We start from the raw sequence: 20,844 nt of genomic DNA, 5'->3' as shown, positions 1-20,844 counted from the left end.
CACGTGACCACCCTGGAGATCCCTCACGTCGGCCGGTTCGACGTCGAGCTGTGGGAGTCGGGCAGCGGCGATCCGCTGCTCTACCTGCACGGCTACGAGCGTCACCCCGGCGGCGCCGGATTCCTCGAACGCCTGGCACGCAGCCGTCGCGTCCTCGCCCCCGAGCAGCCTGGCTACGGCCGGTCGACCGGGTTCGAGTCGTTCACCGACGTTCTCGACGTGACGCTGTACCACCGCGAGCTCGTCGAGTCGTGGGGCATCGAACGCATCGACGTCGTGGGCCACTCCCTCGGCGGCATGTTCGCCGCTGAGCTCGCCGCCGTCGCCCCGCAGATCGTGCGCAAGCTCGTCCTGGTCAACGCCTACGGCCTGTGGCTGGACGAGCAGCCCGCGCTCGACCCGTTCGGCCCGGCCGACGAGGTGAAGAAGGCGAAGTGGCACGGCGAGCCACCGAAGTCCGAGCCGTCGAACTTCGTGCCCGACCCCGACAACCCGCACGCGGCGATCCTGTTCGCCGCGCAGAACCTCGGCTCGGCGACCAAGTTCATGTGGCCGATCGCCGACCGCGGCCTGCGCAGGCGGCTGCCGCTCATCGACGCGCCGACGCTCGTGGTGCACGGCACGTCCGACGGTCTGCTGCCGCTGTCCTACGCCGAGGAGTTCGTGCGGCTGATCCCCGACGCGAAGCTCGCGCCGATCGAGGCGGCGGGCCACTACCCGATGATCGAGCAGGAGGACGCGTTCGTGTCCGCCGTGACGACGTTCCTGGAGGCGTGATGGGCAGGGTCGAAGGCAAGATCGCACTGGTCACCGGCGGCGCGGCCGGTATCGGGCGCCAGACGGCGATCACGCTCGCCCGTGAGGGCGCGCAGGTCGTGATCGCCGACATCAACCTCGACGGGGCCAAGAAGGTCGCCGAGGGGATCGGCGGCGGCGCCACGGCGATCCACTTCGACGCCACCGACCAGCAGTCCATTCAGGACCTGGTCGCCGCGGTGATCGCCCAGCACGGCCGGGTCGACGTGATCCACAACAACGCCGCGCTGGTGGGGCCCGACGCGTGGTTCACCGACGGCTCGGTGATCGACACCTCGATCGAGATGTGGGACCGGGCCTTCGCCACCAACGTCCGCAGCATCTTCCTGATGTGCAAGTACGCGCTGCCGCACATGGTGGAACACGGCGGCGGGTCCATCGTGAACATGGCCTCGGTCGCCGGGCTGCGCGGCAGTCCGGCGCTCACCGCCTACGGCAGCACCAAGGCCGCCGTGATCGGGCTGACCCGCTTCATCGCCGCCCAGCACGGGAAGCAGGGCGTGCGGTGCAACGCCATCGCACCGGGCGTGATCCGGACGCAGCAGCTGCTCGACGCCGTCCCGGACCTCCCCCAGCAGGCGCTCGCCGGGGTCGCGTCGCCGCGGGTCGGGGAGCCGAGCGACATCGCCAACATGGTGCTGTTCCTCGCCTCGGACGAGTCGGCGTTCGTCAACGGCGAGGTCTACCGCGTCGACGGCGGCGCCATGACGGCCGGACGCTGACGGAGGAGATCATGATCAAGCTGACCGTGCTCTACGACACCCCCGCCGACATCGAGGCGTTCGACGCCCACTACATGGGCACGCACGTCCCCCTCGCCAAAGCGGTGCCAGGCATCCACCGCGTCGAGATCACCCGGTTCTCCCCCGGCGCGGACGGCTCCGCGCCCCGCTACCACCTGATGGCCGAGCTCTACTTCGCCGACGCCGCAGCCATGCAGGCCGCCCTCGGCACGCCCGAGGGCAAGGAGCTCGGCGCCGACGTCGTCAACCTCGGTGGCACCCCGGCCACACACCTCGTCGGCACTGTCGCCTGAGCGGCACGACACCCCGCGGAGAGGAATCCCGTGAAGTTCCACTGGTTCGCCCAGCAGTACTACACCAAGCTGCCCTCGGACTACGGCGAGACCGTCCACAGCTCCTGGGTCACACCGCCGGCGGCTGTGGCCGACCCGGTCCAGGTCGGCGAGGACTACCACATGTACATCCGGCTGATGCAGCAGGCGGATGGCCTGGGCTGGGACTCCCTGCTGCTCAACGAGCACCACCAGACGTCACTGGCGATGACGCCGTCGCCGAACCTGATCGCCTCCGTGCTGGCGGCCACCACCGAGAACTCCGCGATCGCGTTGTGCGGCAACTCGCTGGCTCTCTACAACCCGCCGATCCGTGTGGCCGAGGAGATCGCGATGCTCGACTGCCTGTCGGGCGGGCGGGTCATCGCCGGGATCGTGTTCGGCACCCCCATGGACACCGCGTTCTCCTACGGCGTGCCCCCGATCGAGCTGCGTGACCGCTTCCACGAGGCGCGCGAGCTGATCACGAGGTCGTGGAAGGCGCAGGAGCCGTTCGCGTTCAACGGCAAGTACACGCAGCTGCGCTACGTCAACCCGTGGCCGCGGCCGGTGCAGCAGGAGATCCCGGTCTGGATCCCCGGCAGCGGCAGCCCGGAGACCTGGGACGTGGTCAACGACCTCGACTACTGCTACGGCTACCTGTCGTTCTCCGGCAGGCAGAGCGCGGCGCCGATCGTCGGCGGGTTCTGGGACTACACCGAGAGCCAGGGCGCCAACATGAACCCGAACCGCATGGCGTTCACGCAGATCATCTGCTGCGCCGACTCGGACGCGGAAGCCGAGCGGCAGTACTCCGACGCGGTCAAGTACTTCTACCGGCAGAACCCGATCGGTCTCGAGTTCGCCACACCGCCCGGCTACAACACGCTGCCCTCCATCCAGGCGAACCTCACCCGGGCCAAGACCCAGTCGGCCGAGGAGCGGATGAAGGCCCAGCGCGGCGAGCTCTCGTTCTGGGAGTACGACGAACTCGGCTACATCATCGCCGGCACCCCGGAGCGGGTGGAGCAGCGCGTCCGCGCACTCGCGACGGATCTCCGGATCGGTCAGCTCATCACCTGCATGCACGTCGGTGACCTGCCCGAGGAGGTGGCCGCGCAGAACAACCACCTCTTCGGGTCAGCGGTGATCCCGAAGCTGCGCGACGTGTGGGCCGACGAGGAGGACCGCTGGACGCCGAAGGTCAGCCAGGAACGCGTCGCGGCGAAGTTCGGCAGCGCGGCCGGGCTTCCGGCGTGACGGCCCGCGGGACGGTGCGGTGCATCAGCACCGTCCCGCGCGGCGGAAAGTGACACTCCCGCAGGCGCCACCAGGTCGCTTAGTGTCGCGGAAACGGGGTTCCTTGCCCGGATCCGGTGACCCAGGCGGATGGATCGCAAGGCGGAGGAGGCGCCGATACCGCTGTTGTATCGGCGCCGACGACAACGCCGCGAGGCGCCGCCTGGGCGCCGGAGACGGGTAAGACGACCCCGTTTCCTCGGCACTGACGTGATCCGACGATCGATGAGTGGTGACCTGCCGGACAACGGCGTACCGGACGGGAGACGTGAGCTCGATGATCCTGGGCGGAATGGGGATCCCGGCAGCGGACCAGACGATCGCCCGGCTGCTGCACCTGCTGGCCACGGAGGCTCCGGGCGAGGCGTTCGACCAGCTCGCCGAGATCGTGGAGGCGAGCGCCCCGGGCCCAGAGCGCGACGAGATGCTCATCGCGATCGCCCGCTCGGGTCGCATCCGCGACCTCCTCGCACACCGCAAGCGGCGGGAGAAGGAGACCCACGCGCTGATCGAGACCGCCCGGGACCTGGCGTCGCTGCGTGACGTGGACGAGGTGCTGGACGCGATCGTGCACCGGGCCCGCCAGCTACTCGGCACCGACGCCACGTACCTCGCCCTGCTCGACCCCGTCCGCGGGGACGTCTACATGCGCATCACCCTCGGCACCGTCACCCGGGCCATCGAGTCGATCCGGCAGCCGGTCGGGCGCGGCATCGGGGGCCGGATCATCGCGACCGGCGAGCCCTTCGCGACCTCGGACTACGTGAACGACACACGGCTGAACCGTTATCCGTCCGTCACGGACGCCGTGGTCGAGGACGGGATCGTCAGCATCGCGGGCGTGCCGTTGCGGATCGGCGACGCCGTGATCGGTGCGCTGTTCGTGGCCAACCGGTACGAGCGCTCCTACGACCGCTCCGAGATCGAGCTGCTCAGCTCGCTGGCCGACCACGCCTCGATCGTGATCGAGAACGCCCGGCTGTTCGCGCACGCCGAGGTGGCAGCGGGGCGGCTCAGGGAGACCAACGCGGAGCTCTCTCGGCAGGGCGAGGGCCTGGAACGGGCGAGCATCGCCCACGAACAGCTGATCCCGCTGGTGCTACGCCGGGCGGACCTCGGCGAGCTCGTCGAAGCCGTCGCAGTGATGCTCGACGGCACGGTCGCCGCGGTGGGGGTGGACGGTTCCGTGCTCGTGACCGGCGGACGCGGGACGCTGCCCGACACCCTGCCGGCGCCCGCCCGCGGGGCGGTGGCCGCGGCACGGGTAACGGGTACGTCCCGCACCTGGACGGTGCCGGTGCAGGCAGGCGAAGAACGCTTCGGGCACCTCGTGCTCGTCGCGACCACACAGCTGCTCGACCCGGACGTCCGCACGCTCGAGCGCGCTGCGCAGACCGCGGCGCTGCTGATGTTGATGGACCGGCAGGTGTCGGCGGCGGAGCAGCAGGTCCGTGGCGAGCTGATCGACGACCTGCTGGCCGAGCGGGAGCCGGACTGGACCGCGTTCGAGCGGCGAGCACGCCGCGCGGGCGCCGTCGACCTCCGCACTGCCCACACGGTCCTCGTGCTGTCGGCCACCGGCGTCCCGCGTCGTCACCTGCTGCGTGCGGCGGCGGACCTCGCCTCCCGCCATGGCGGCCTGGCCACCGAACACGCGGCCCAGGTGGTGCTCCTGCTTCCGCATATCGACCCCGGCGAGGCGGCGCGCACGGTGCCGGCGACGCTCGGCCGGTCGGCGGGTGGGGTGGTGACCGCAGGCGTCGCCGGTTCGGCGCGGTCCGCGCAGGAGGTCCGCCGGATGCATCGTGAAGCCGAGCGGTGCCTGCGCCTGCTGCTCGCGCTGGGGCGGGAGGGCGAGGGAGCCGGGCTGGCGGAGGTCGGGGTGCTGGGGCTGGTGCTCGAGTCGACCTCGCAGAAACAGGTGCGTGCACTCCTCGCGCAGACAGTCGCACCACTGCAGCGCTACGACGAGGAGCACAACACGCTCCTGCTGGAGACCATCGACGCCTACTTCGCCGCCGGAGGGAACCCGCGCGCCACCGCGAAGGCGCTGCAGGTACATCCCAACACGATCTACCAGCGGCTGGAGCGCATCGACCACGTGCTCGGGCACCGCGGCTGGCGCGAGCCGGACGGCGCGCTGAGCATGCAGCTCGGCCTGCAGCTGCAGCGCATCCTCGAGCAGATTCCCGTCGAGGAGCTCCTGCCGGCGGCCGGTGGCTAGCCCGCGTTGCGCTGGATCACCTGGCGGATTGACCACCGCACGGCCCGTACTTAGTGTCGACTAACGAACGATCATTTGCCCCGGGAGGGCCAACGATGACAGCGATGGTGAACCGGTTCTCGCTCGCGGGGCGCGTCGCGATCGTCACCGGGGCGTCGTCCGGCCTCGGCGTCGCGTTCGCGCAGGGCCTCGCCGAGGCAGGCGCCGATCTCGTCCTGGGCGCGCGCCGCGCGGACCGGCTGGACATCACCCGCAAGCTCGTCGAGGCCGCCGGGCGGCGCGCGATCACCGTGCCGACGGACGTGTCGAGCCCGAGCGACTGCCAGGCGCTCGTCGACGCGGCGATGGCCGAGTTCAGACGGGTCGATGTCCTGGTCAACAACGCCGGCATCGGCACCGCCGTGCCGGCGGTACGGGAGACCCCCGAGGAGTTCGAGCGGGTCCTCGACGTCAACCTCAACGGTTGCTACTGGATGGCCCAGGCCTGTGGGCGCGTCATGCGCCCGGGCAGCAGCATCATCAACATCTCGAGCGTCCTCGGGCTCACCACGGCCGGCCTGCCCCAGGCCGCGTACTCGGCCAGCAAGGCCGGGCTGATCGGCCTGACACGCGATCTCGCCCAGCAGTGGAGCGGGCGCCGGGGGATCCGGGTCAACGCCGTGGCCCCGGGCTTCTTCGACTCGGAGATGACCGAGCAGTACAAGCCCGGCTACCTCGAGCAGCAGATCCAGCGGGTACCGATGGGGCGCGTGGGCGACCCGGCCGAGCTCGCCGCTGCCGTTGTGTTCCTCGCGAGCGACGCCGGTGGCTACGTCACCGGGCAGACGCTGGCCGTGGACGGCGGCATGACGATCACCTGAATTCGCGGTCCGGCCGCGCCCGTGCGACAGGAGGTCACCGATGTCCCTCACCGCCGACGCACCCGCCGGGAGCTCCACCGTCACCGGCGTGCTGTCCCGCGTCATGCAGTTCCTCTCCGAGGAAGCGCCGATCGAGGAGCTCGAGGCGCTGGTGCGCGACGCGACCCCGGACGGGCCTGACCGTGACCTGCTCGCGCGGGCGGTCACCGACGCCCGGCGGATCCGCACCCTGCTCGACCGGCGGGCCCGCCAGGAACGGGAGGCGCAGGTGCTCTACGAGACCGCCCGCGACCTCACCTCACTGCGCGGCAGCGACGCCGTGCTCACCACGATCGTCGAGCGCTCCCGCACGCTGCTGGCCTGCGACTCCACCTACATCGCGCTGATCGACCAGACCACCGGCGACGCCTACATGCGTGTCACGTCCGGCACCCGGACCCGCCCGATCGAGTCGGTGCGCCAGGGCCCGGGCTTCGGGGTCGGCGGCTACGTCATCCAGTCCGGCCAGCCCCTCGCCACCGCGAACTACCGGACCGACCCGAGGATCCGGCGCGACCCGCTCGTCGCGGCGGCGGTCGCGGAGGACGACATCGTTGCCATCGCCGGGGTTCCCATCAAGCTCGGCACGGCGGTCGTCGGGGCGCTGTTCGCCGCCAACCGCCATGAGCGCACCTTCGACCTGGCCGAGATCTCGATGCTCACCTCGCTCGCCGCCCACGCGTCCATCGTGATCGAGAACGCCCGCCTGTTCGAGCGGGTGGAGGCCGCATCGGCGGAGCTGCGCGCCGCGAACGCGCAGCTGCGATCGCAGCGACAGGCGCTGGAACGCGCCGGGCGCGTACACGAGCAGCTGATGCCGATGGCGCTCACCCGCGTCGGCATGCCGGAGTTCACCCGCACCCTTGCCCGCATCCTCGACGGCACGGTCGCGGTCGTGTCGAGCTCGGGCGCCGTGCTCGCGATGGCGAGCGTTCCCGGCGCGCCACGTTCGGAGGACGTGCTCGCCGGCCGGGCCGAGCCACCCGTGGAGATCCGGGACGTCCCGGTCCGCGCCGGAACCGAGATGTTCGGCCGGCTGGTGTTCGGCCGATGCGGACCACTCGCCGAGGCCGATACGCGCACGCTCGAACGTGCCTCCCAGACCGCCGCGTTGCTGCTCCTCATGGAACGCCAGACCGCTCTCGTCACGCAGGAGCTGCGGGCCGAGCTGGTCGAGGACCTCCTCGCGGAGCGGGCCCCGGACTGGGCGGCGTTCCGGCGGAGGGCCGCCCGGCTGGGCGGGATCGACTTCACCCGACCGCACGCCGTCGTGGTGGCCGCCGCCCCCGGCGTCCCGCGACGGGCCATGGCCACGGCAGCCGCCGAGTTCGCGGCGGCACGCGGCGGGATCGCCGGGGAGCACGGCGGCAATGCCGTGCTGCTCCTACCGGACATGACCCCCGGCGCCGCGGCGCGCGAGGCGGCGGCCGAGATCGGCCGGGCCACCGGATGCACGGTGACCGCCGGTGGAGCGGGTCCGGCCGACTCCGCGCCCGCAGTCCGCAGCCTGCACCGCGACGCCGCGCGCTGCCAGCTCCTGCTGCTCGCGCTGGGGCGCGAGGGCGGCGCAGCGGACATCGCGGAGCTCGGGGTGCTCGGCACGGTGCTGGAGGATCCCGAGCCCGCGCAGGTGCAGGAGCTACTGGCACGCACCCTCGGACCGCTCCTGCGCTACGACCACGAACACCACGCGCAGCTCGTCGAGACGGTCCGGCAGTACTTCGCGTGCGGCCAGAACCCACCGGCCGCCGCCCGGCGTCTCGGGGTGCACGTCAACACCGCCTACCAGCGGCTGGACCGCGTCGATCACGTGCTCGGCGGCCCCGCCTGGCGGTCGCCGCGGGGCGCGCTGGAGATGCAGGTGGCGCTACAGCTGCACCGGCTGCTGGAGTGCATCCCCGATGCGCCCCTCGATGAGCCGGATCAGACGGCACATGACCCGGCGGCCCGTCCCGAACCGGCGATCATGCCGTCGGCCGGCACCGAGAGCCGAGCCCATGATCAACGTTTCAGGCCCTGCAGCAGGGTATGACCCGGCTCCCGACCCCCAACTGGTGATCATGAAGCGAACAAGCGGGACGGCGATCAGAAGATCGAGTAGCCCCCGTCGACGACGATGGAGTCGCCGGTGTGGAAACCACCGGTGCCCGACGCGAGGTAGACGGCCAGCCGGGCGAAGTCCCGTGGCTCACCCCAGCGCCGGTGCGGCATCCGCTTCATCACGTTGCGCTCGAACGTCTCGTCGTGCAGCTTCGGCGAGGCCAGTGGGGTCTCGGTCCAGCCCGCGACGATCGAGTGCGCGTTGATCCCGTACCGCGCGAGCTCGACGGCGCAGGCCTTGATCATCGCGGTGAGGCCCGCCTTGCTCGCGGCGTAGGCCTGACCGCGGGGCGCCCCGTGGATCGCCGACACGCTCGACGTACCGACGAGCACTCCCCCACCACCGCGCTCGACCATGTGCGCAGCCGCGGCCCGCAGTGTGAGGAAGGCACCGTCGAGATTGACGCGGGTGACCGCGCGGAAGTCCGCCAGGCTCGTCTCGACGAACCTCGTGCCCGAACCGCCCACGCCCGCGTTGGCGAAGCACGAGTCGACACGGCCGAAGTGCTCGATCGTCTCGGCGAAGCCCGACTGCACATCCGCCTCGTCACCGACGTCGCACCTGATCGCCCGCACCCGCGTGCCGTGCTTCTCCAGCTCCTGCACCGCGGCCTCGTTGCGTTCGACGTTGGTGCCCCAGATGCAGACGTCGGCGCCGGTCTGCGCGAGCCCGTGCGCCATCCCGAGCCCGATCCCCGAGTTGCCTCCGGTGACCAGCGCGACGTGCCCGGTCAGATCGAACAGCGGCGCGGTCACGGCATGTCCGGCGGACGGGTCGGCCACGCCGGCACGACGTCGAGGTAGTCGCCGACCCGGCCTGGGAACTTCGGCGGGCGCTTCTCCAGGAACGACGTGACGCCCTCCACGGCGTCCGGGGCCTGGCCGAGCCGGAAGATCGCCGCCGAGTCGACGCGGTGCGCCTCCCACGGCGTCGACGCGCCGAGCATCGACCACAGCATCTGCCGCGACAGCGCCACCGACACCGCGGAGGTGTTCTCCGCGATCTCCGCGGCGATCGAGCGGGCGGTCGCCAACAGCTCGGCGTCCGGCACCACCTGGGAGACCAGTCCCCCGGCCAGCGCCTCGGCCGCCGGGAACACCCGGCCGGTGGCCACCCACTCCATCGCCTTCGAGATCCCGACCACCCGCGGCAGGAACCAGCTCGACGCGGCTTCCGGCACCAGGCCACGACGGGCGAACACGAACCCGAACTTCGCCGACTCCGCCGCCAGCCGGATGTCGGCCGGAAGGATCATCGTGGCGCCCACGCCGACGGCCGGGCCGTTGACCGCCACGATCACCGGCTTGCGCGACGCGGCGACACGCAGCGACACGATCCCGCCGCCGTCGCGCGGCACTCCGTCGACGGTCTCGAAGTCGGCCCGCTCGGCAACTCTCGTCTCGTCGGTGGCGTCGAAGGTGCTCCCTCCGCGCCCGAGGTCGGCACCCGCGCAGAAACCGCGCCCCGCGCCTGTGATGATGACGACGCGGACCTCGTCGTCGGTGTCGGTCGCGTCGAACGCCGCCACGAGCTCGCGGAGCATCGTGGTGGTGAACGCGTTGAGCCGGTCCGGCCGGTTCAGGGTGATCGTGGCGACGCCGTCGGCCACGTCGAACAGGATCTCGCTGTACTGCGTCATCGGACCGCCCACTCCCCGGTGAACACGGGGTCCGTCTTCGCCGTGAAGGCCGCGAAGGCCGCGGGTGCGTCCGCGGTGGCGAAGTTGATCGTCTGCGTGCGCGCCTCGCTGGACAGCGCGTCGCGCATCGTGCGGTCGGCGCCCTCGTTGAGCAGCGCCTTGGACTGGGCGATCGCCACCGGCGGGGCGGCGGCCAGCCGCTCGCCGAGGTCGGTGACGAAGGCGTCGATCTCCTCGGGCTCGACCACCCAGGTCACCAGCCCCAGCCGCTGCGCCTCCGCGGCGTCGATCATCTCGGCGAGCAGCGCGAGCCGCTTCGCCTGCTGCAATCCGACCAGCTTCGGCAGGAGCCAGGAGCCGCCGAAGTCCAGGGAGAGCCCGCGCCGGGCGAAGATCTGCGAGAACCGCGCGCGAGGGGTGCAGACCACGAGGTCGCAGCCCAGTGCGAGATTCCAGCCGGCACCGACCGCGACGCCGTCGACCTTCGCGACCGACGGGATGGGCAGCTCGTGCAGCAGCAGGGCCACCTCGTTGATCCCGCGCATGCGGTCCAGCGGGTGCCCGGTGCTGACTCCGCCGGAGAGGTCCGCCCCGGAGCAGAAGTCCCCGCCCGCTCCGGTGATCACGATCGCGCGCACGTCGGGGTCGTTGCCTGCGGCGGTGAGGTTCTCGCGCAGCGCGGTCCACAGGTCGGCGTTGATCGCGTTCTTGCGTTCCGGCCTGTTCAGGGTGAGGGTCAGCACGCCGCCGTCGCGGCTGGTGAGCAGGACCTCGTCGGTCATTCGGTCTCCTCCCTCACACGCCGAGCCGGTCGGCGAGCCGCGTGCGGTGCAGCGCCGGGCTCCCGAACAGCAGCTCGGAGCTCTTGGCCCGCTTGTAGTAGAGGTGCGCGTCGTGCTCCCACGTGTAGCCGACCCCGCCGTGGTACTGCACCATTCCGGTCGCCGTCGCGAAGTAGGCCGGACCGACGTAGGCCTGGGCGAGCGCTGCCGCCAGCGGCAGCTCGGGGCGGTCGTGGTCGGCCACCCACGTCGCGTACCGCACCACCGACACGGCGTGCTCCCACGCGCTGTACATGTCGGCGCAGCCGTGCTTCACCGCCTGGTAGGAGCCGATGAGCCTGCCGAACTGCACCCGCACCTTCGCGTAGTCGACGGTCAGCTCCATCGCCCGCTGCATTCCGCCGACCTGCTCCGCGGCCAGTGCGACGGCGGCGAGGTCGGCCACGAGATCGAGCGCCGCCGCCGGGTCGGCGCAGGCCAGCGGGCGGGCCGGGGTGGCGGCGAACGTGAGCCGGGCGAGCCGCCTGGTCGGGTCGAGGCCGGTCAGGGCCGTGCGGGTGAGGCCTCCGGCATCGCCGTCGACGGCGAACCAGCCCGGGCCGCCCGGCGTGCGGGCGTAGACGAGCACCAGGTCGGCGGTGTCACCGGCGAGGACGGGCGTCTTGGTGCCGTCGATCTCCCAGCGACCGCCGCGCTCGGTGGCGGTGGTGGCACCGCCCTCGCGATCCCACCCGGCTCCGCCTTCGGCGACCGCGACCGTGGCCACGAGCTCGCCTGCAGCAAGCCGCGGCAGCAGCTCGGTGCGTGCGGCGTCGTCATCGAGTGCGAGCAGGGCGTCGGTGGCGAGCACCGCCGAGGCGAGGAACGGCGACGGCGTCAGCGCCCGGCCCAGTTCCTCCAGCACCACGGACCGCTCGACGTGCCCTGCCCCTGCGCCGCCGAGCTCGTCGGGAACGACCAGCCCGAGGACTCCCAGCCCGGCCATCCGGTTCCACAGGTCAGCGTCGTAGCCGCGGTCTGACACCATCGCCTCGCGCACCTTCGCCGACGGCGACCGGTCGGCGAGGAACCTGCGGACGGTGGAGCGCAGCTCCTGTTGCTCCGGTTCGAGGACGAGCTTCACCGCACACCGCCCTGTCGTTGCGTGCCGACCTTGAGTTCCGCGAAGGGGACGTCCCGATCGACCTGCGGCTCCTTCGGCAAGCCGAGGATCCGCTCACCGATGATGTTGCGCTGCACCTCGTTGGTGCCGCCCGCGATGCTCGACGCCGGCGCGGAGTTGATCCCCTGCGCCAGCTCGGCCGCGCGCGCGTCGTCGGGATCCCACGCGATGGCGTCGGCGCCGGCGAGCTCGCTCGCGGTCTCGATCGCGCGGCGCAGCAGCAACGCGCCCGCCAGCTTGGCGACCGAACCACGGGCCCCCGGCGGGTTGCCGGCCGCGGCCTCCTGCCGCATCCGCGCGTTGAACAGCTCCAACGCACGCTCGTGCGCGTACAGCTCCGCCAGCCGCTCACGCTGCGCCGGATCAGCGGCGACGCCCTCGTGCCGGGCGAGCTCGACGAGCGAGGCGAACTCCAGCGGGTTGCTCCGCGGCCTGCGGGTGGCCCCGATCGAGACCCGCTCGTGGCCGAGCATCGTCACCGCGGCCTGCCAGCCTCGGTTGACCTCGCCGATCACCGCGTCGTCGGGGATCCGGACGTCGTCGAAGTAGACCTCGTTGAACGGCGCGCGCCCGGACATGTCCTTCAGCGGCCGCACGGTGACGCCCGGAGCGTGCATGTCGACGATGAACATCGTCAGGCCCGCATGTTTGGGCCGCTCGGGGTCGGTACGGGCGAGGAGCGCACCGAAATCGGCCCACTGCGCGTTCGTCGTCCAGACCTTCTGGCCGTTGACCACCCAGCCGTCCACGTCCCGCACCGCGCGCGTCTGCAGGCTCGCGACGTCCGACCCCGCGCCGGGCTCGGAGAACAGCTGGCACCAGATCTCCTCGCCGAGCAGCAGCTCGGGCAGGTACCGCCGCTTCTGTTCCGGCGTCCCGAGGTCGACGAGGGTGGGGCCGCACATACCCATGCCGATGATGAACGGGTACGTCGGCAGATCGAACTCGGCGGCCTCCTCGCTGAAGATCTGCTGCTCCGCGGTGCCCAGCCCCTGCCCGCCGACCTCCGTCGGCCAGGTGATGCCTGCGTACCCGGCGCGGTAGAGCGCGGCCTGGAACTCCCGGGCCCGGCGCAGCTGCTCGTCGGGCGGGAGTCCGGCGGCCGGACCAGGGGCGTGGTCCCTGAGCCAGGTACGCACGCTGCTGCGGTAGCTCTGGGTCGCGTCGACCACGGTCATGCGCGCATCCCTCCACGACGTCGAGAGGCAGAGATCCTGAACCTACCGATCACTCGTTAAGTTGACAACGGGCCAGGAAGGCGCCCACCGCACGTCCCGCCCATATGCTGACGCCCGTGAGCACCGCTTCCGACCTGCCACCCGGCGCCGTTCATACCCGCGCGGGCCCGGTCATCCCCCGCGGTGGCGGCCGCGACGCCATCACCGGCGCCGCCCGCGAGATCTTCGCCGAACGCGGCTACCACGGCACCTCGATCCGTGACATCGCCAAGCGTGCGGGGCTCAGCCTCTCCGCCATGTACTACTGGCATCCCAGCAAGCAGCACCTCCTCGCGGCGCTGATCGAGGAGAGCACCTACGACTACTTCCACCGGTGCGACGAGGCGCTGCGCGAGGTGGGCGACGACCCGGCCGACCGCTTGCGCGCGCTCGTCCGGGCCACCGTGGAGTACCGCGTGCAGCGCCGCATCGAGAGCAACATCGGTGCGCAGGAGTGGCGCAACCTGGAACCCGACAACCGGGAGCGCCTCGCCGGGCTGCGCCGCTCGGCCACCCAGCTGTGGGCCGACATCATCGACGACGGCGCGGCACGGGGAACGTTCCGATGCGCGCACCCCGAGGACGCGCGACGATCCATCGTGGCGGCCTGCAACGCGATCGCACAGTGGTACGAACCGGCGGGCGAGATCGGCCTGCCCGATCTCGTGGAGCGCTACACGGAGATCGCGCTGCGGATCGCCGACCACCGCGGCTGAGCTCACAACCAGTCGCGCAGCTGCTCGAGGTCGGCGAGCGGGTCCGGCCCGACGGGCCGGACGTTGAGCATCGTCACCCCGGCCGCGCGGTAGGCCTCCACCCGCTCCTTCACATAGCTCGCGGGCCCGATCAGCGACGTCCGCTCGAGCAGGTCGGCGGGCACCGCGGCGGCGGCCTCGTCCTTGCGGCCGGCGAGGTAGTGCTCCTGGATGCGCAGAGCGGCGTCGGTGTAGCCGTAGCGACAGGCCGTGTTGAAGTAGAAGTTCCGCTCGCGCGCGCCCATGCCGCCGATGTAGAGGGCGTAGTAGCCGCGCGCCAGATCGCGCAGATGCTTCACGTCGTCGCCGATCGCGAGCGGGCCGCCCGCCACGACCTGTAGCGGTCCCAGTTCGGCCGGGCGCTTCGCCGCGCCCGCCGCCCGCGCGTCGCCCCAGATCTCGCCCGCCTGGTCGGGGACGAACATCGTGGGGATCCAGCCGTCCGCGATCTCCGCCGTGAGCGCGACGTTCTTGGCGCCGAGCGCGGCCACGTAGATCGGGATGCTCGACCGCACGGGGTGGTTGATGAGCTTGAGCGGTTTGCCGAGACCGGTGCCCTGCCCGTCCGGCAACGGGATCGCGTAGAGCCCGTCGTTCACCAGCCGCTCGCGCCGCCACACCCGGCGGCAGATCTCGATCACCTCGCGGGTGCGGGCGATCGGCTTGTCGAAGGGAACGCCGTGCCAGCCCTCCACCACCTGCGGACCGGACGAGCCGATGCCGAGGATCGCGCGACCACCGGACACGTGGTCGAGCCCCGACGCGGTCTGGGCGAGCAGCGCCGGTGTCCGGGAGTAGAACGGCAGGATCGACGAGCCGATCCGCACCCGCTCGGTGCGCCCGGCGAGGTACCCCATCACCGTCGGCGCGTCGTAGCCGTAGGCCTCGGCCACCCAGACGGCGTCGAGACCGGCCCGCTCCCAGGAACGCACCTGCTCCGCGGTCTCCCGGACGTCTCCCGCGTAGCCCACTGCCGAGCTCAGCTGCATCAGACCCTCCCGGTCCTGCGTGATCTGACTGTACGATCGTTAAGTTACCGTCGAATCCGCGACGAAGGGGAGATCCGGTGGCTGAGGCCTACATCGTCGGAGCCGTCCGCACGCCCGTCGGCACGCGCAAGGGGGCGCTCGCCGGCGTCCATCCCGCCGACCTCGGAGCGCACGTCCTGCGTGAGCTCGTCGACCGCACCGGGATCGACCCGTCCGCGGTCGAGGACGTGATCATGGGTTGCGTGGTGCAGCTCGGCCCGCAGGCAGGCGACATCGCCCGCACCGCGTGGCTCTCCGCGGGCCTTCCGCAGAGCGTGCCCGGGGTGACGATCGACCGGCAGTGCGGCTCGTCCCAGCAGGCGCTGCACTTCGCGGCGCAGGGCGTGATGTCCGGCACGCAGGATCTCGTCATCGCGGCAGGCGTCGAGAACATGGCGATGGTGCCGATGGGAGCCAACGCCGCCGTCGTCAAGGAGCTCGGGGTCTCGACGAAGGGCGGGGGGTGGGTCGAGCGGTACGGCGACCAGGAGATCTCGCAGTTCCGCGGCGCGCAACTGATGTGCGAGAAGTGGGGCTACGGCCGCGCCGACCTGGAGCGATTCGCCCTCGAGAGCCACCGGCGCGCGATCAGGGCGATCGACGAGGGCCGCTTCGCCGGGCAGATCACCCCGGTCGCCGGTGCCGACACCGACGAGGGCGCACGCCGCGACACATCCCTCGAGCAGATGGCGAAGCTCAAGGTCCTTCGCGAAGGCTGGGAGATCACCGCAGCGGTCGCGAGCCAGATGTCGGTGGGCGCGGCTGCGCTGCTGATCGCCTCCGAGGAGGCGCTGCGCACGCACAACCTCACCCCGCTGGCCCGGGTGCACACCCTCACGGTCGTCGGCGACGACCCCGTCTACATGCTCACCGGCCCCATCCCCGCCACCCAGGCCGCGTTGAACCGGTCCCGCCTCGGCATCGACGACATCGACCTGTTCGAGGTCAACGAGGCGTTCGCCCCCGTCGTGCTGGCCTGGGCGCACGAGACCGGAGCCTCGCTGGAGAAGACCAACGTCAACGGCGGGGCGATCGCGCTCGGCCACCCGCTCGGTGCCACCGGCGCGATCCTCGCCACGAAGCTGGTGCACGAGCTGCAGCGCACCGGCGGCCGCTACGGCCTGCAGACCATGTGCGAGGGCGGTGGCCAGGCCAACGCGACGATCATCGAGCGCGTCTGACAGAAGACCACGACCGGCCCGTTCACCCCTCGAACGGGCCGGTCCCTTCAGCGGCTGCCGGTCAGCGCGGTGCCATGCGCAGCGCGCCGTCGAGCCGGATCGTCTCGCCGTTGAGCATGGGGTTCTCGATGATCTGCACGGCGAGGCGGCCGTACTCGTCGGGCTGTCCGAGCCGGTGCGGGTGGGGCACCTGCGCGCCCAGCGCGGCCTTCTTCTCCTCGTCCATCCGGCCGAGCAACGGCGTGTCGAACAGGCCAGGCGCGATCGTGCACACGCGGATCCCGCGGCTGGCGAGGTCGCGGGCCGCCACCAGCGTCATGCCCACCACGCCTGCCTTCGACGCCGAGTAGGACGCCTGACCGATCTGGCCGTCGAACGCGGCGATCGACGCCGTCATGACGACCACGCCACGCTCCTCCCCGACCGGCTCCAGCCGGGCCATCCGGGCCGCGGCGAGCCGGAGCACGTTGAACGAGCCGATCAGGTTGAGCTCCACGATCTGGCGGAACCAGTCGACGTTGGCCGGGTTGCCCTCCCGGTCGACGATCCGCTGGGCCCGGCCGCTGCCCGCCGTGTGCACCACGGCGCGCAGCTCCCCCACCTCCGCCACGACGTCGAGCGCAGCCTCGATCTGCTCGGGCTCGGTGACGTCCGCTGCGACGAACGTGGCGGCGGCGCCGAGCTCCTTGGCCAGGTCCGCGCCCGACGACATCGGCAGGTCCGCGATCACCACCCGGCCGCCGCCCTCGACGAGCCGCCGTGCGGTGGCCTGGCCGAGGCCGGAGGCCCCGCCGGTGAGCAGGGTGGTCGTGTCCGCGATCTCCATGGTCAGCTCCTCATGCGACAGTGGACGGTGCCGCCTCGCGGCAGTCGTGCGTGACAGGTGGACTTACCTGCCCGCCAGCTCCGTGGCCACGGGGCCACGCAGGTCACGCTTGAGCACCTTCCCGCTCGACGTGCGTGGCAGCGGCTCGTCGCGGAACAGGACGTGCGCGGGCACCTTGAACGACGCGAGCCGCTCTCCGACGTGCGCGCGCAGGTCCGCCGCCGTGGCCGGCCCGGGCTGGGTACCGGGGCGCAGGTGCACCACGGCGACCGCCTCCTCACCCAGCGACGCGTGCGGCACCCCGACGATCGCCACATCGGCCACCGCGGGGTGGTCGAACAGCGCGGCCTCGACCTCGGCGCAGTAGATGTTCTCCCCGCCGCGGATCACCACGTCCTTCATCCGGTCGACCACGTAGATCCAACCGTCGCGCATCCGGCCCAGGTCACCTGTGTGGAACCAGCCGTCGGTGAACGCCGCCGCGGTGGCCTCCGGATTGTTCCAGTAACCGCGCACGACGTTCGGCCCACGGAACCACAGCTCCCCGACCTCACCGTCGGGCACGTCCTGCCCATCGACCGGATCGACCACCCGCACGTCCGCCCCCGGCATGCACCGCCCGACGCTGTCGGGGCGGGCCACGTAGTCGGCCCCGCTGTTGGACACGACCGCGGACGTCGTCTCGGTCAGGCCGTACCCGTTGGCCGATCCCACCAGCGAGGAGAAGCCCGTGTCGATGCTCCCGATCAGGTCCGGCGGCACCGGCGTGCCGCCCATGCTGATCCCGGTCAGTGTCGGCACCCGGCCGGGGTCGGCCGCGGCGTCCTCGGCGAACTCCCGCATGACGGTCGGCACGCCGGACACGTTGGTGAGCTTCTCGCGCCGCACCAGATCGAGGGCCTCGACCCGGTCCCACTTGTACTGCGTGGCGAGCTTCTCGCCGGTCAGCACCGAGTAGCAGATCCGGGTGATCCCCGCGATGTGGAACAGCGGGAAGGCACACAGCGCACCCTGCTGCGGCGCGTCCGGGCGGCGCGGGGGCGGCTCGCCGCCGCCCGCCATCGCGGCGGCGACGTAGGCGCCGAGCTGGATGTTGCGGACGTTCGTGCAATGGTTGCGGTGGCTGCCGATCGCGCCCTTGGGCCGCCCGGTGGTGCCCGAGGTGTAGAGGATCGTCGCGTCGTCGTCGGGCGCCACCTCGACGTCCGGGGCGCTCGCGTGCGGGTCGAGCGAGTCGAGCAGCTCCGCCCACCGGCGCACCCCCGGCGCCGTCCTGGCCCCGCCGCGCACCTCCGCCAGAGGGATGCCCCCGAGGTCGGCCAGCTGCGGCGCGATCAGCGCGGTGCGCTCGGCGTCGGCCACGACGAACCGTGCGCCCGAGTCGACGAGCGCGTAGCGCAGCTCCGGCGCCGTCCACCACGCGTTGAGCGGGACCAGCACGAGACCGGCCAGGTGGGCGGCGTAGAAGATCGGGGACCACTCCGGATAGTTGCGCATGGTCACCGCGAGCCGGTCGCCCCGGCGCAGGCCGTACTCCTCGACGAGGCACCGCGCCAGGCCGGTGGCCTGCCGCAGGTGCTCCGCGAAGGTCCAGCGCTGGGTGCCGTAGACGAGATAGTCGCGCTCACCGAACGCGGCGCTCGCGAGCACGAGCTCGCGCAGCGTCTGCGGACCACCGGAGTACACCCGCATGGGGATTCCCCACACGGTCTTCTCGACGATCTCGAACTCCGCCCCCGCAGCGGTGAACCGGGCCACCAGCTCGGCCCGTCGAGCAACAGCGCTACTGGCGGTGGTCATGCCGAGAACGCGAGGTCGATACCTGTGGTGTGCCACTGCGTGGCGTAGAGAAGCCCGCGACCGGACGAGGTGACGTACGCGGTGCGCGAGCCGGCTCCCGCGAAGCAGATGTTGGTGACGAACGGGTCGGGGTCGGGCACCGGCACCTGCCGCACGAGCGTGCCGTCCGGTGCGATCACGCTGACCGCCCCCGTGATCAGGGTGGCGACGCACACGTTGCCGTCGCCGTCGACGGCGAGCGAGTCGAGCAGCTGATATCCGGCGAAGCCGTGCAGCAGGGTGGCACCGCCGGGGCCGATGCCCCCGTTCGCGGGCCGCACCTCGGCAGGCCCGGCGACGTCCCAGCACCAGACCCGGCCTGGCCCGGTCTCGGCCACGTAGACCCGGGAGCCGTCGGGCGAGAGGCCCACGCCGTTCGGCTGCGTCAGAGGGTGCACCACCTCCGTGATCGACGAGCCGTCGGGCAGGGCGTAGTAGAGCGAACCGGTGTCGTTGTCGCGGGCGCGGCTCTTGCCGAGGTCGGTGAACCAGAACCCGCCCTGGGCGTCGAACACGATGTCGTTGGGGCCACGAAGCGGCCGGCCGTCGCACTCGGTGTACAGGTCGGTGACGGTGCCGGCGTCCGGCCCGTCGAGGACCACACGCTGGATGCGACCACCGATGTAGCCGGCGGGCTGGTGCCCGGGCGCGGTGATCCCGCCGCGGTCGTGCCACTCGAAGCCGCCGTTGTTGCAGACGTACGCGGCACCGTCGGGGCCGATCGCCGCGCCGTTGGGGCCGCCGCCGAGCTCCGCCACGACGGTGACCTTGCCGTCCGGGGCGACCCGCGAGAGGGTGCCCCTCTGGATCTCGACGAGCAGGACGCTCCCGTCCCGCAACGCGATGGGGCCCTCGGGGAACTGCAACCCGGAGGCGACCACGCGCAGCTCAGCGGCTCGGGGATCAACGCTGACCATGTTCCAGCCCTTCGTCGGGGGAAACGATTTACTGGCTGAACGTTCGTTAAGACGCTACGAAGGGGTCAGTGCGTTGTCAATGTCGTCGCGGACCAGCTCCCGCAGCTGCCGCTTGAGCACCTTGCCCACGGTGTTGCGCGGCAGCTCGGGCAGGATCATCACCTGCCGCGGGCACTTGTAGCCGGCGAGCCGCGGCCGGCAGAACGCGCGGATCTCCTCCTCGGTCGGCTCCTGACCGGCGACGGGCTCGATCACGGCGACCACCCGCTCGCCCCACACCTCGTCCGGTGCCGCGACCACGGCCGCGGCGACGACCCCCGGGTGGTGGTGCAGCACCTCCTCGACCTCGCGGGAGTACACGTTCTCCCCGCCCGTGAGGATGATGTCCTTCAACCGGTCGACGATGTAGAAGTAGCCGTCGGCGTCCCTGCGGGCGAGGTCGCCGCTGTGGAACCAGCCGTCACGGAACGCGTCGCTGGTGGCGTCGGGCCGGTCCCAGTACCCCGAGCACACCTGCTCGCCCCGGATCACCAGCTCGCCGACGACGCCGGGGGCGCACTCGGCGCCGGTGTCGTCGACCACCCGCACCGCGGACAGCGCCATCGGCCTGCCGACCGAGGCCAGCAGGTCGGTGCGGCCATCGAGGGCGGCGACGTGGTCCTCGGCGCTGTGCACGAGCACGTTGCCCGCCAGCTCGGTCATCCCGAAGCCGGTCTGGAACATCGCGTTCGGAAAGTGCGTCATCGCCTCCCTCAGCGTCGCCACCGGCATCGGGGCCGACCCGTACCCGATCCGCGTGATCGACGACGTGTCGTAACGGGCGAGCGAGGGATGGCGCAGGAGCATCGCCAGCATCGTCGGCGCCACCGTGGTGGCGGTGACCCTGTGCTGCTGCATGGCGGCGAGGAAGCCGTCCGGGTCGTAGCGGCGCAGCAGCACCACCGTGTCGGCGTGCAGGTGCGAGACGACCACCCCGTAGCCCGCGATGTGGCACAGCGGCCACGGGCACAGCGACACCGCGGGCCACTCGTCGCCGGTCTCCCAGCTCACGCCCGCGTTCGTCACCGCGGGCCGTGACGTTGCGATGGGTGAGCACGGCGCCCTT

General features: G+C 71.7%; 19 protein-coding genes. 9 read left to right on the top strand and 10 right to left on the bottom strand.

Annotation, left to right across the window (positions count from 1 at the left end; genetic code table 11):
* Window positions 1–3 precede the first annotated feature (3 nt).
* The 7 genes from MMF94_RS37190 (at window position 4) to MMF94_RS37160 (ending at window position 8,324) form a co-directional block, all read left to right on the top strand.
* Complete coding sequence (locus MMF94_RS37190; RefSeq protein ID WP_241042165.1) at window positions 4–777, top strand: alpha/beta fold hydrolase; 774 nt, start codon at window positions 4–6, stop codon at window positions 775–777.
* Window positions 777–1,538, top strand: a complete 762-nt coding sequence (locus MMF94_RS37185) for an SDR family NAD(P)-dependent oxidoreductase (protein ID WP_241042164.1) — start codon at window positions 777–779, stop codon at window positions 1,536–1,538. Before MMF94_RS37190 ends, MMF94_RS37185 begins: the two co-directional genes overlap by 1 nt.
* An 11-nt stretch (window positions 1,539–1,549) precedes the next feature.
* Window positions 1,550–1,852, top strand: a complete 303-nt coding sequence (locus tag MMF94_RS37180; protein ID WP_241042163.1) for an EthD family reductase — start codon at window positions 1,550–1,552, stop codon at window positions 1,850–1,852.
* A gap of 30 nt (window positions 1,853–1,882) precedes the next feature.
* Entirely contained in the window at window positions 1,883–3,130 is a 1,248-nt protein-coding gene (locus tag MMF94_RS37175) for an LLM class flavin-dependent oxidoreductase (protein WP_241042162.1), read from the top strand.
* A gap of 316 nt (window positions 3,131–3,446) precedes the next feature.
* Window positions 3,447–5,393 (top strand): helix-turn-helix domain-containing protein, encoded by a 1,947-nt coding sequence (locus tag MMF94_RS37170; protein ID WP_241042206.1) that lies wholly within the window; start codon window positions 3,447–3,449, stop codon window positions 5,391–5,393.
* Window positions 5,394–5,488: 95 nt separating this feature from the next.
* The gene (locus tag MMF94_RS37165; protein WP_241042161.1) at window positions 5,489–6,253 is read left to right on the top strand and encodes an SDR family NAD(P)-dependent oxidoreductase; all 765 of its coding nucleotides are present in this window, start codon (window positions 5,489–5,491) and stop codon (window positions 6,251–6,253) included.
* A 40-nt stretch (window positions 6,254–6,293) separates the two neighbouring features.
* The gene (locus MMF94_RS37160) at window positions 6,294–8,324 is read left to right on the top strand and encodes a helix-turn-helix domain-containing protein (protein ID WP_241042160.1); all 2,031 of its coding nucleotides are present in this window, start codon (window positions 6,294–6,296) and stop codon (window positions 8,322–8,324) included.
* A gap of 53 nt (window positions 8,325–8,377) precedes the next feature.
* Here the strand turns inward: MMF94_RS37160 and MMF94_RS37155 are convergent, their stop codons facing one another.
* Genes MMF94_RS37155 through MMF94_RS37135 form a run of 5 tightly spaced genes read right to left on the bottom strand, consistent with a single transcriptional unit; the run spans window position 8,378 to window position 13,154 of the window.
* Window positions 8,378–9,175 carry an SDR family NAD(P)-dependent oxidoreductase gene (locus MMF94_RS37155; RefSeq protein WP_241042159.1) on the bottom strand — a complete coding sequence of 266 codons (798 nt, stop codon included), beginning with the start codon at window positions 9,173–9,175 and terminating at the stop codon, window positions 8,378–8,380.
* Window positions 9,145–10,032 (bottom strand): crotonase/enoyl-CoA hydratase family protein, encoded by an 888-nt coding sequence (locus MMF94_RS37150; RefSeq protein ID WP_241042158.1) that lies wholly within the window; start codon window positions 10,030–10,032, stop codon window positions 9,145–9,147. Before MMF94_RS37150 ends, MMF94_RS37155 begins: the two co-directional genes overlap by 31 nt.
* The gene (locus MMF94_RS37145; RefSeq protein ID WP_241042157.1) at window positions 10,029–10,814 is read right to left on the bottom strand and encodes an enoyl-CoA hydratase/isomerase family protein; all 786 of its coding nucleotides are present in this window, start codon (window positions 10,812–10,814) and stop codon (window positions 10,029–10,031) included. Before MMF94_RS37145 ends, MMF94_RS37150 begins: the two co-directional genes overlap by 4 nt.
* 13 nt (window positions 10,815–10,827) lie before the next feature.
* Window positions 10,828–11,937 carry an acyl-CoA dehydrogenase family protein gene (locus MMF94_RS37140; protein WP_241042156.1) on the bottom strand — a complete coding sequence of 370 codons (1,110 nt, stop codon included), beginning with the start codon at window positions 11,935–11,937 and terminating at the stop codon, window positions 10,828–10,830.
* The gene (locus MMF94_RS37135) at window positions 11,934–13,154 is read right to left on the bottom strand and encodes an acyl-CoA dehydrogenase family protein (protein WP_241042155.1); all 1,221 of its coding nucleotides are present in this window, start codon (window positions 13,152–13,154) and stop codon (window positions 11,934–11,936) included. The genes MMF94_RS37140 and MMF94_RS37135 overlap by 4 nt, the downstream gene beginning before the upstream one ends.
* A gap of 116 nt (window positions 13,155–13,270) precedes the next feature.
* Between MMF94_RS37135 and MMF94_RS37130 the strand changes: the two genes are divergently transcribed.
* Entirely contained in the window at window positions 13,271–13,909 is a 639-nt protein-coding gene (locus MMF94_RS37130) for a TetR/AcrR family transcriptional regulator (RefSeq protein ID WP_241042154.1), read from the top strand.
* Between the two features lie 2 nt (window positions 13,910–13,911).
* Here the strand turns inward: MMF94_RS37130 and MMF94_RS37125 are convergent, their stop codons facing one another.
* Window positions 13,912–14,937: an LLM class F420-dependent oxidoreductase gene (locus tag MMF94_RS37125; RefSeq protein ID WP_241042153.1), complete on the bottom strand. Its 1,026-nt coding sequence runs from the start codon at window positions 14,935–14,937 to the stop codon at window positions 13,912–13,914.
* A gap of 77 nt (window positions 14,938–15,014) precedes the next feature.
* On the opposite strand from MMF94_RS37125, the gene MMF94_RS37120 reads away from it, so the two are divergent.
* Window positions 15,015–16,157 (top strand): acetyl-CoA C-acetyltransferase, encoded by a 1,143-nt coding sequence (locus tag MMF94_RS37120; protein ID WP_241042152.1) that lies wholly within the window; start codon window positions 15,015–15,017, stop codon window positions 16,155–16,157.
* Window positions 16,158–16,218: 61 nt separating this feature from the next.
* On the opposite strand, the gene MMF94_RS37115 is transcribed toward MMF94_RS37120, so the two are convergent.
* From MMF94_RS37115 to MMF94_RS43480, 4 genes are all read right to left on the bottom strand, one after another.
* Complete coding sequence (locus MMF94_RS37115; RefSeq protein ID WP_241042151.1) at window positions 16,219–16,983, bottom strand: SDR family NAD(P)-dependent oxidoreductase; 765 nt, start codon at window positions 16,981–16,983, stop codon at window positions 16,219–16,221.
* Window positions 16,984–17,046: 63 nt separating this feature from the next.
* Window positions 17,047–18,783, bottom strand: a complete 1,737-nt coding sequence (locus MMF94_RS37110) for a class I adenylate-forming enzyme family protein (RefSeq protein ID WP_241042150.1) — start codon at window positions 18,781–18,783, stop codon at window positions 17,047–17,049.
* On the bottom strand, window positions 18,780–19,739 hold the full coding sequence (locus tag MMF94_RS37105) for an SMP-30/gluconolactonase/LRE family protein (RefSeq protein ID WP_241042149.1): 960 nt from the start codon (window positions 19,737–19,739) through the stop codon (window positions 18,780–18,782). The genes MMF94_RS37110 and MMF94_RS37105 overlap by 4 nt, the downstream gene beginning before the upstream one ends.
* Window positions 19,740–19,793: 54 nt before the next feature.
* Complete coding sequence (locus MMF94_RS43480) at window positions 19,794–20,789, bottom strand: AMP-binding protein (RefSeq protein WP_277398913.1); 996 nt, start codon at window positions 20,787–20,789, stop codon at window positions 19,794–19,796.
* Window positions 20,790–20,844: the final 55 nt, after the last annotated feature.

Source organism: Pseudonocardia alaniniphila (assembly GCF_022524485.1).
GTDB lineage: Bacteria > Actinomycetota > Actinomycetes > Mycobacteriales > Pseudonocardiaceae > Pseudonocardia > Pseudonocardia alaniniphila.
This window is presented reverse-complemented; position numbering and strand designations above follow the sequence as displayed.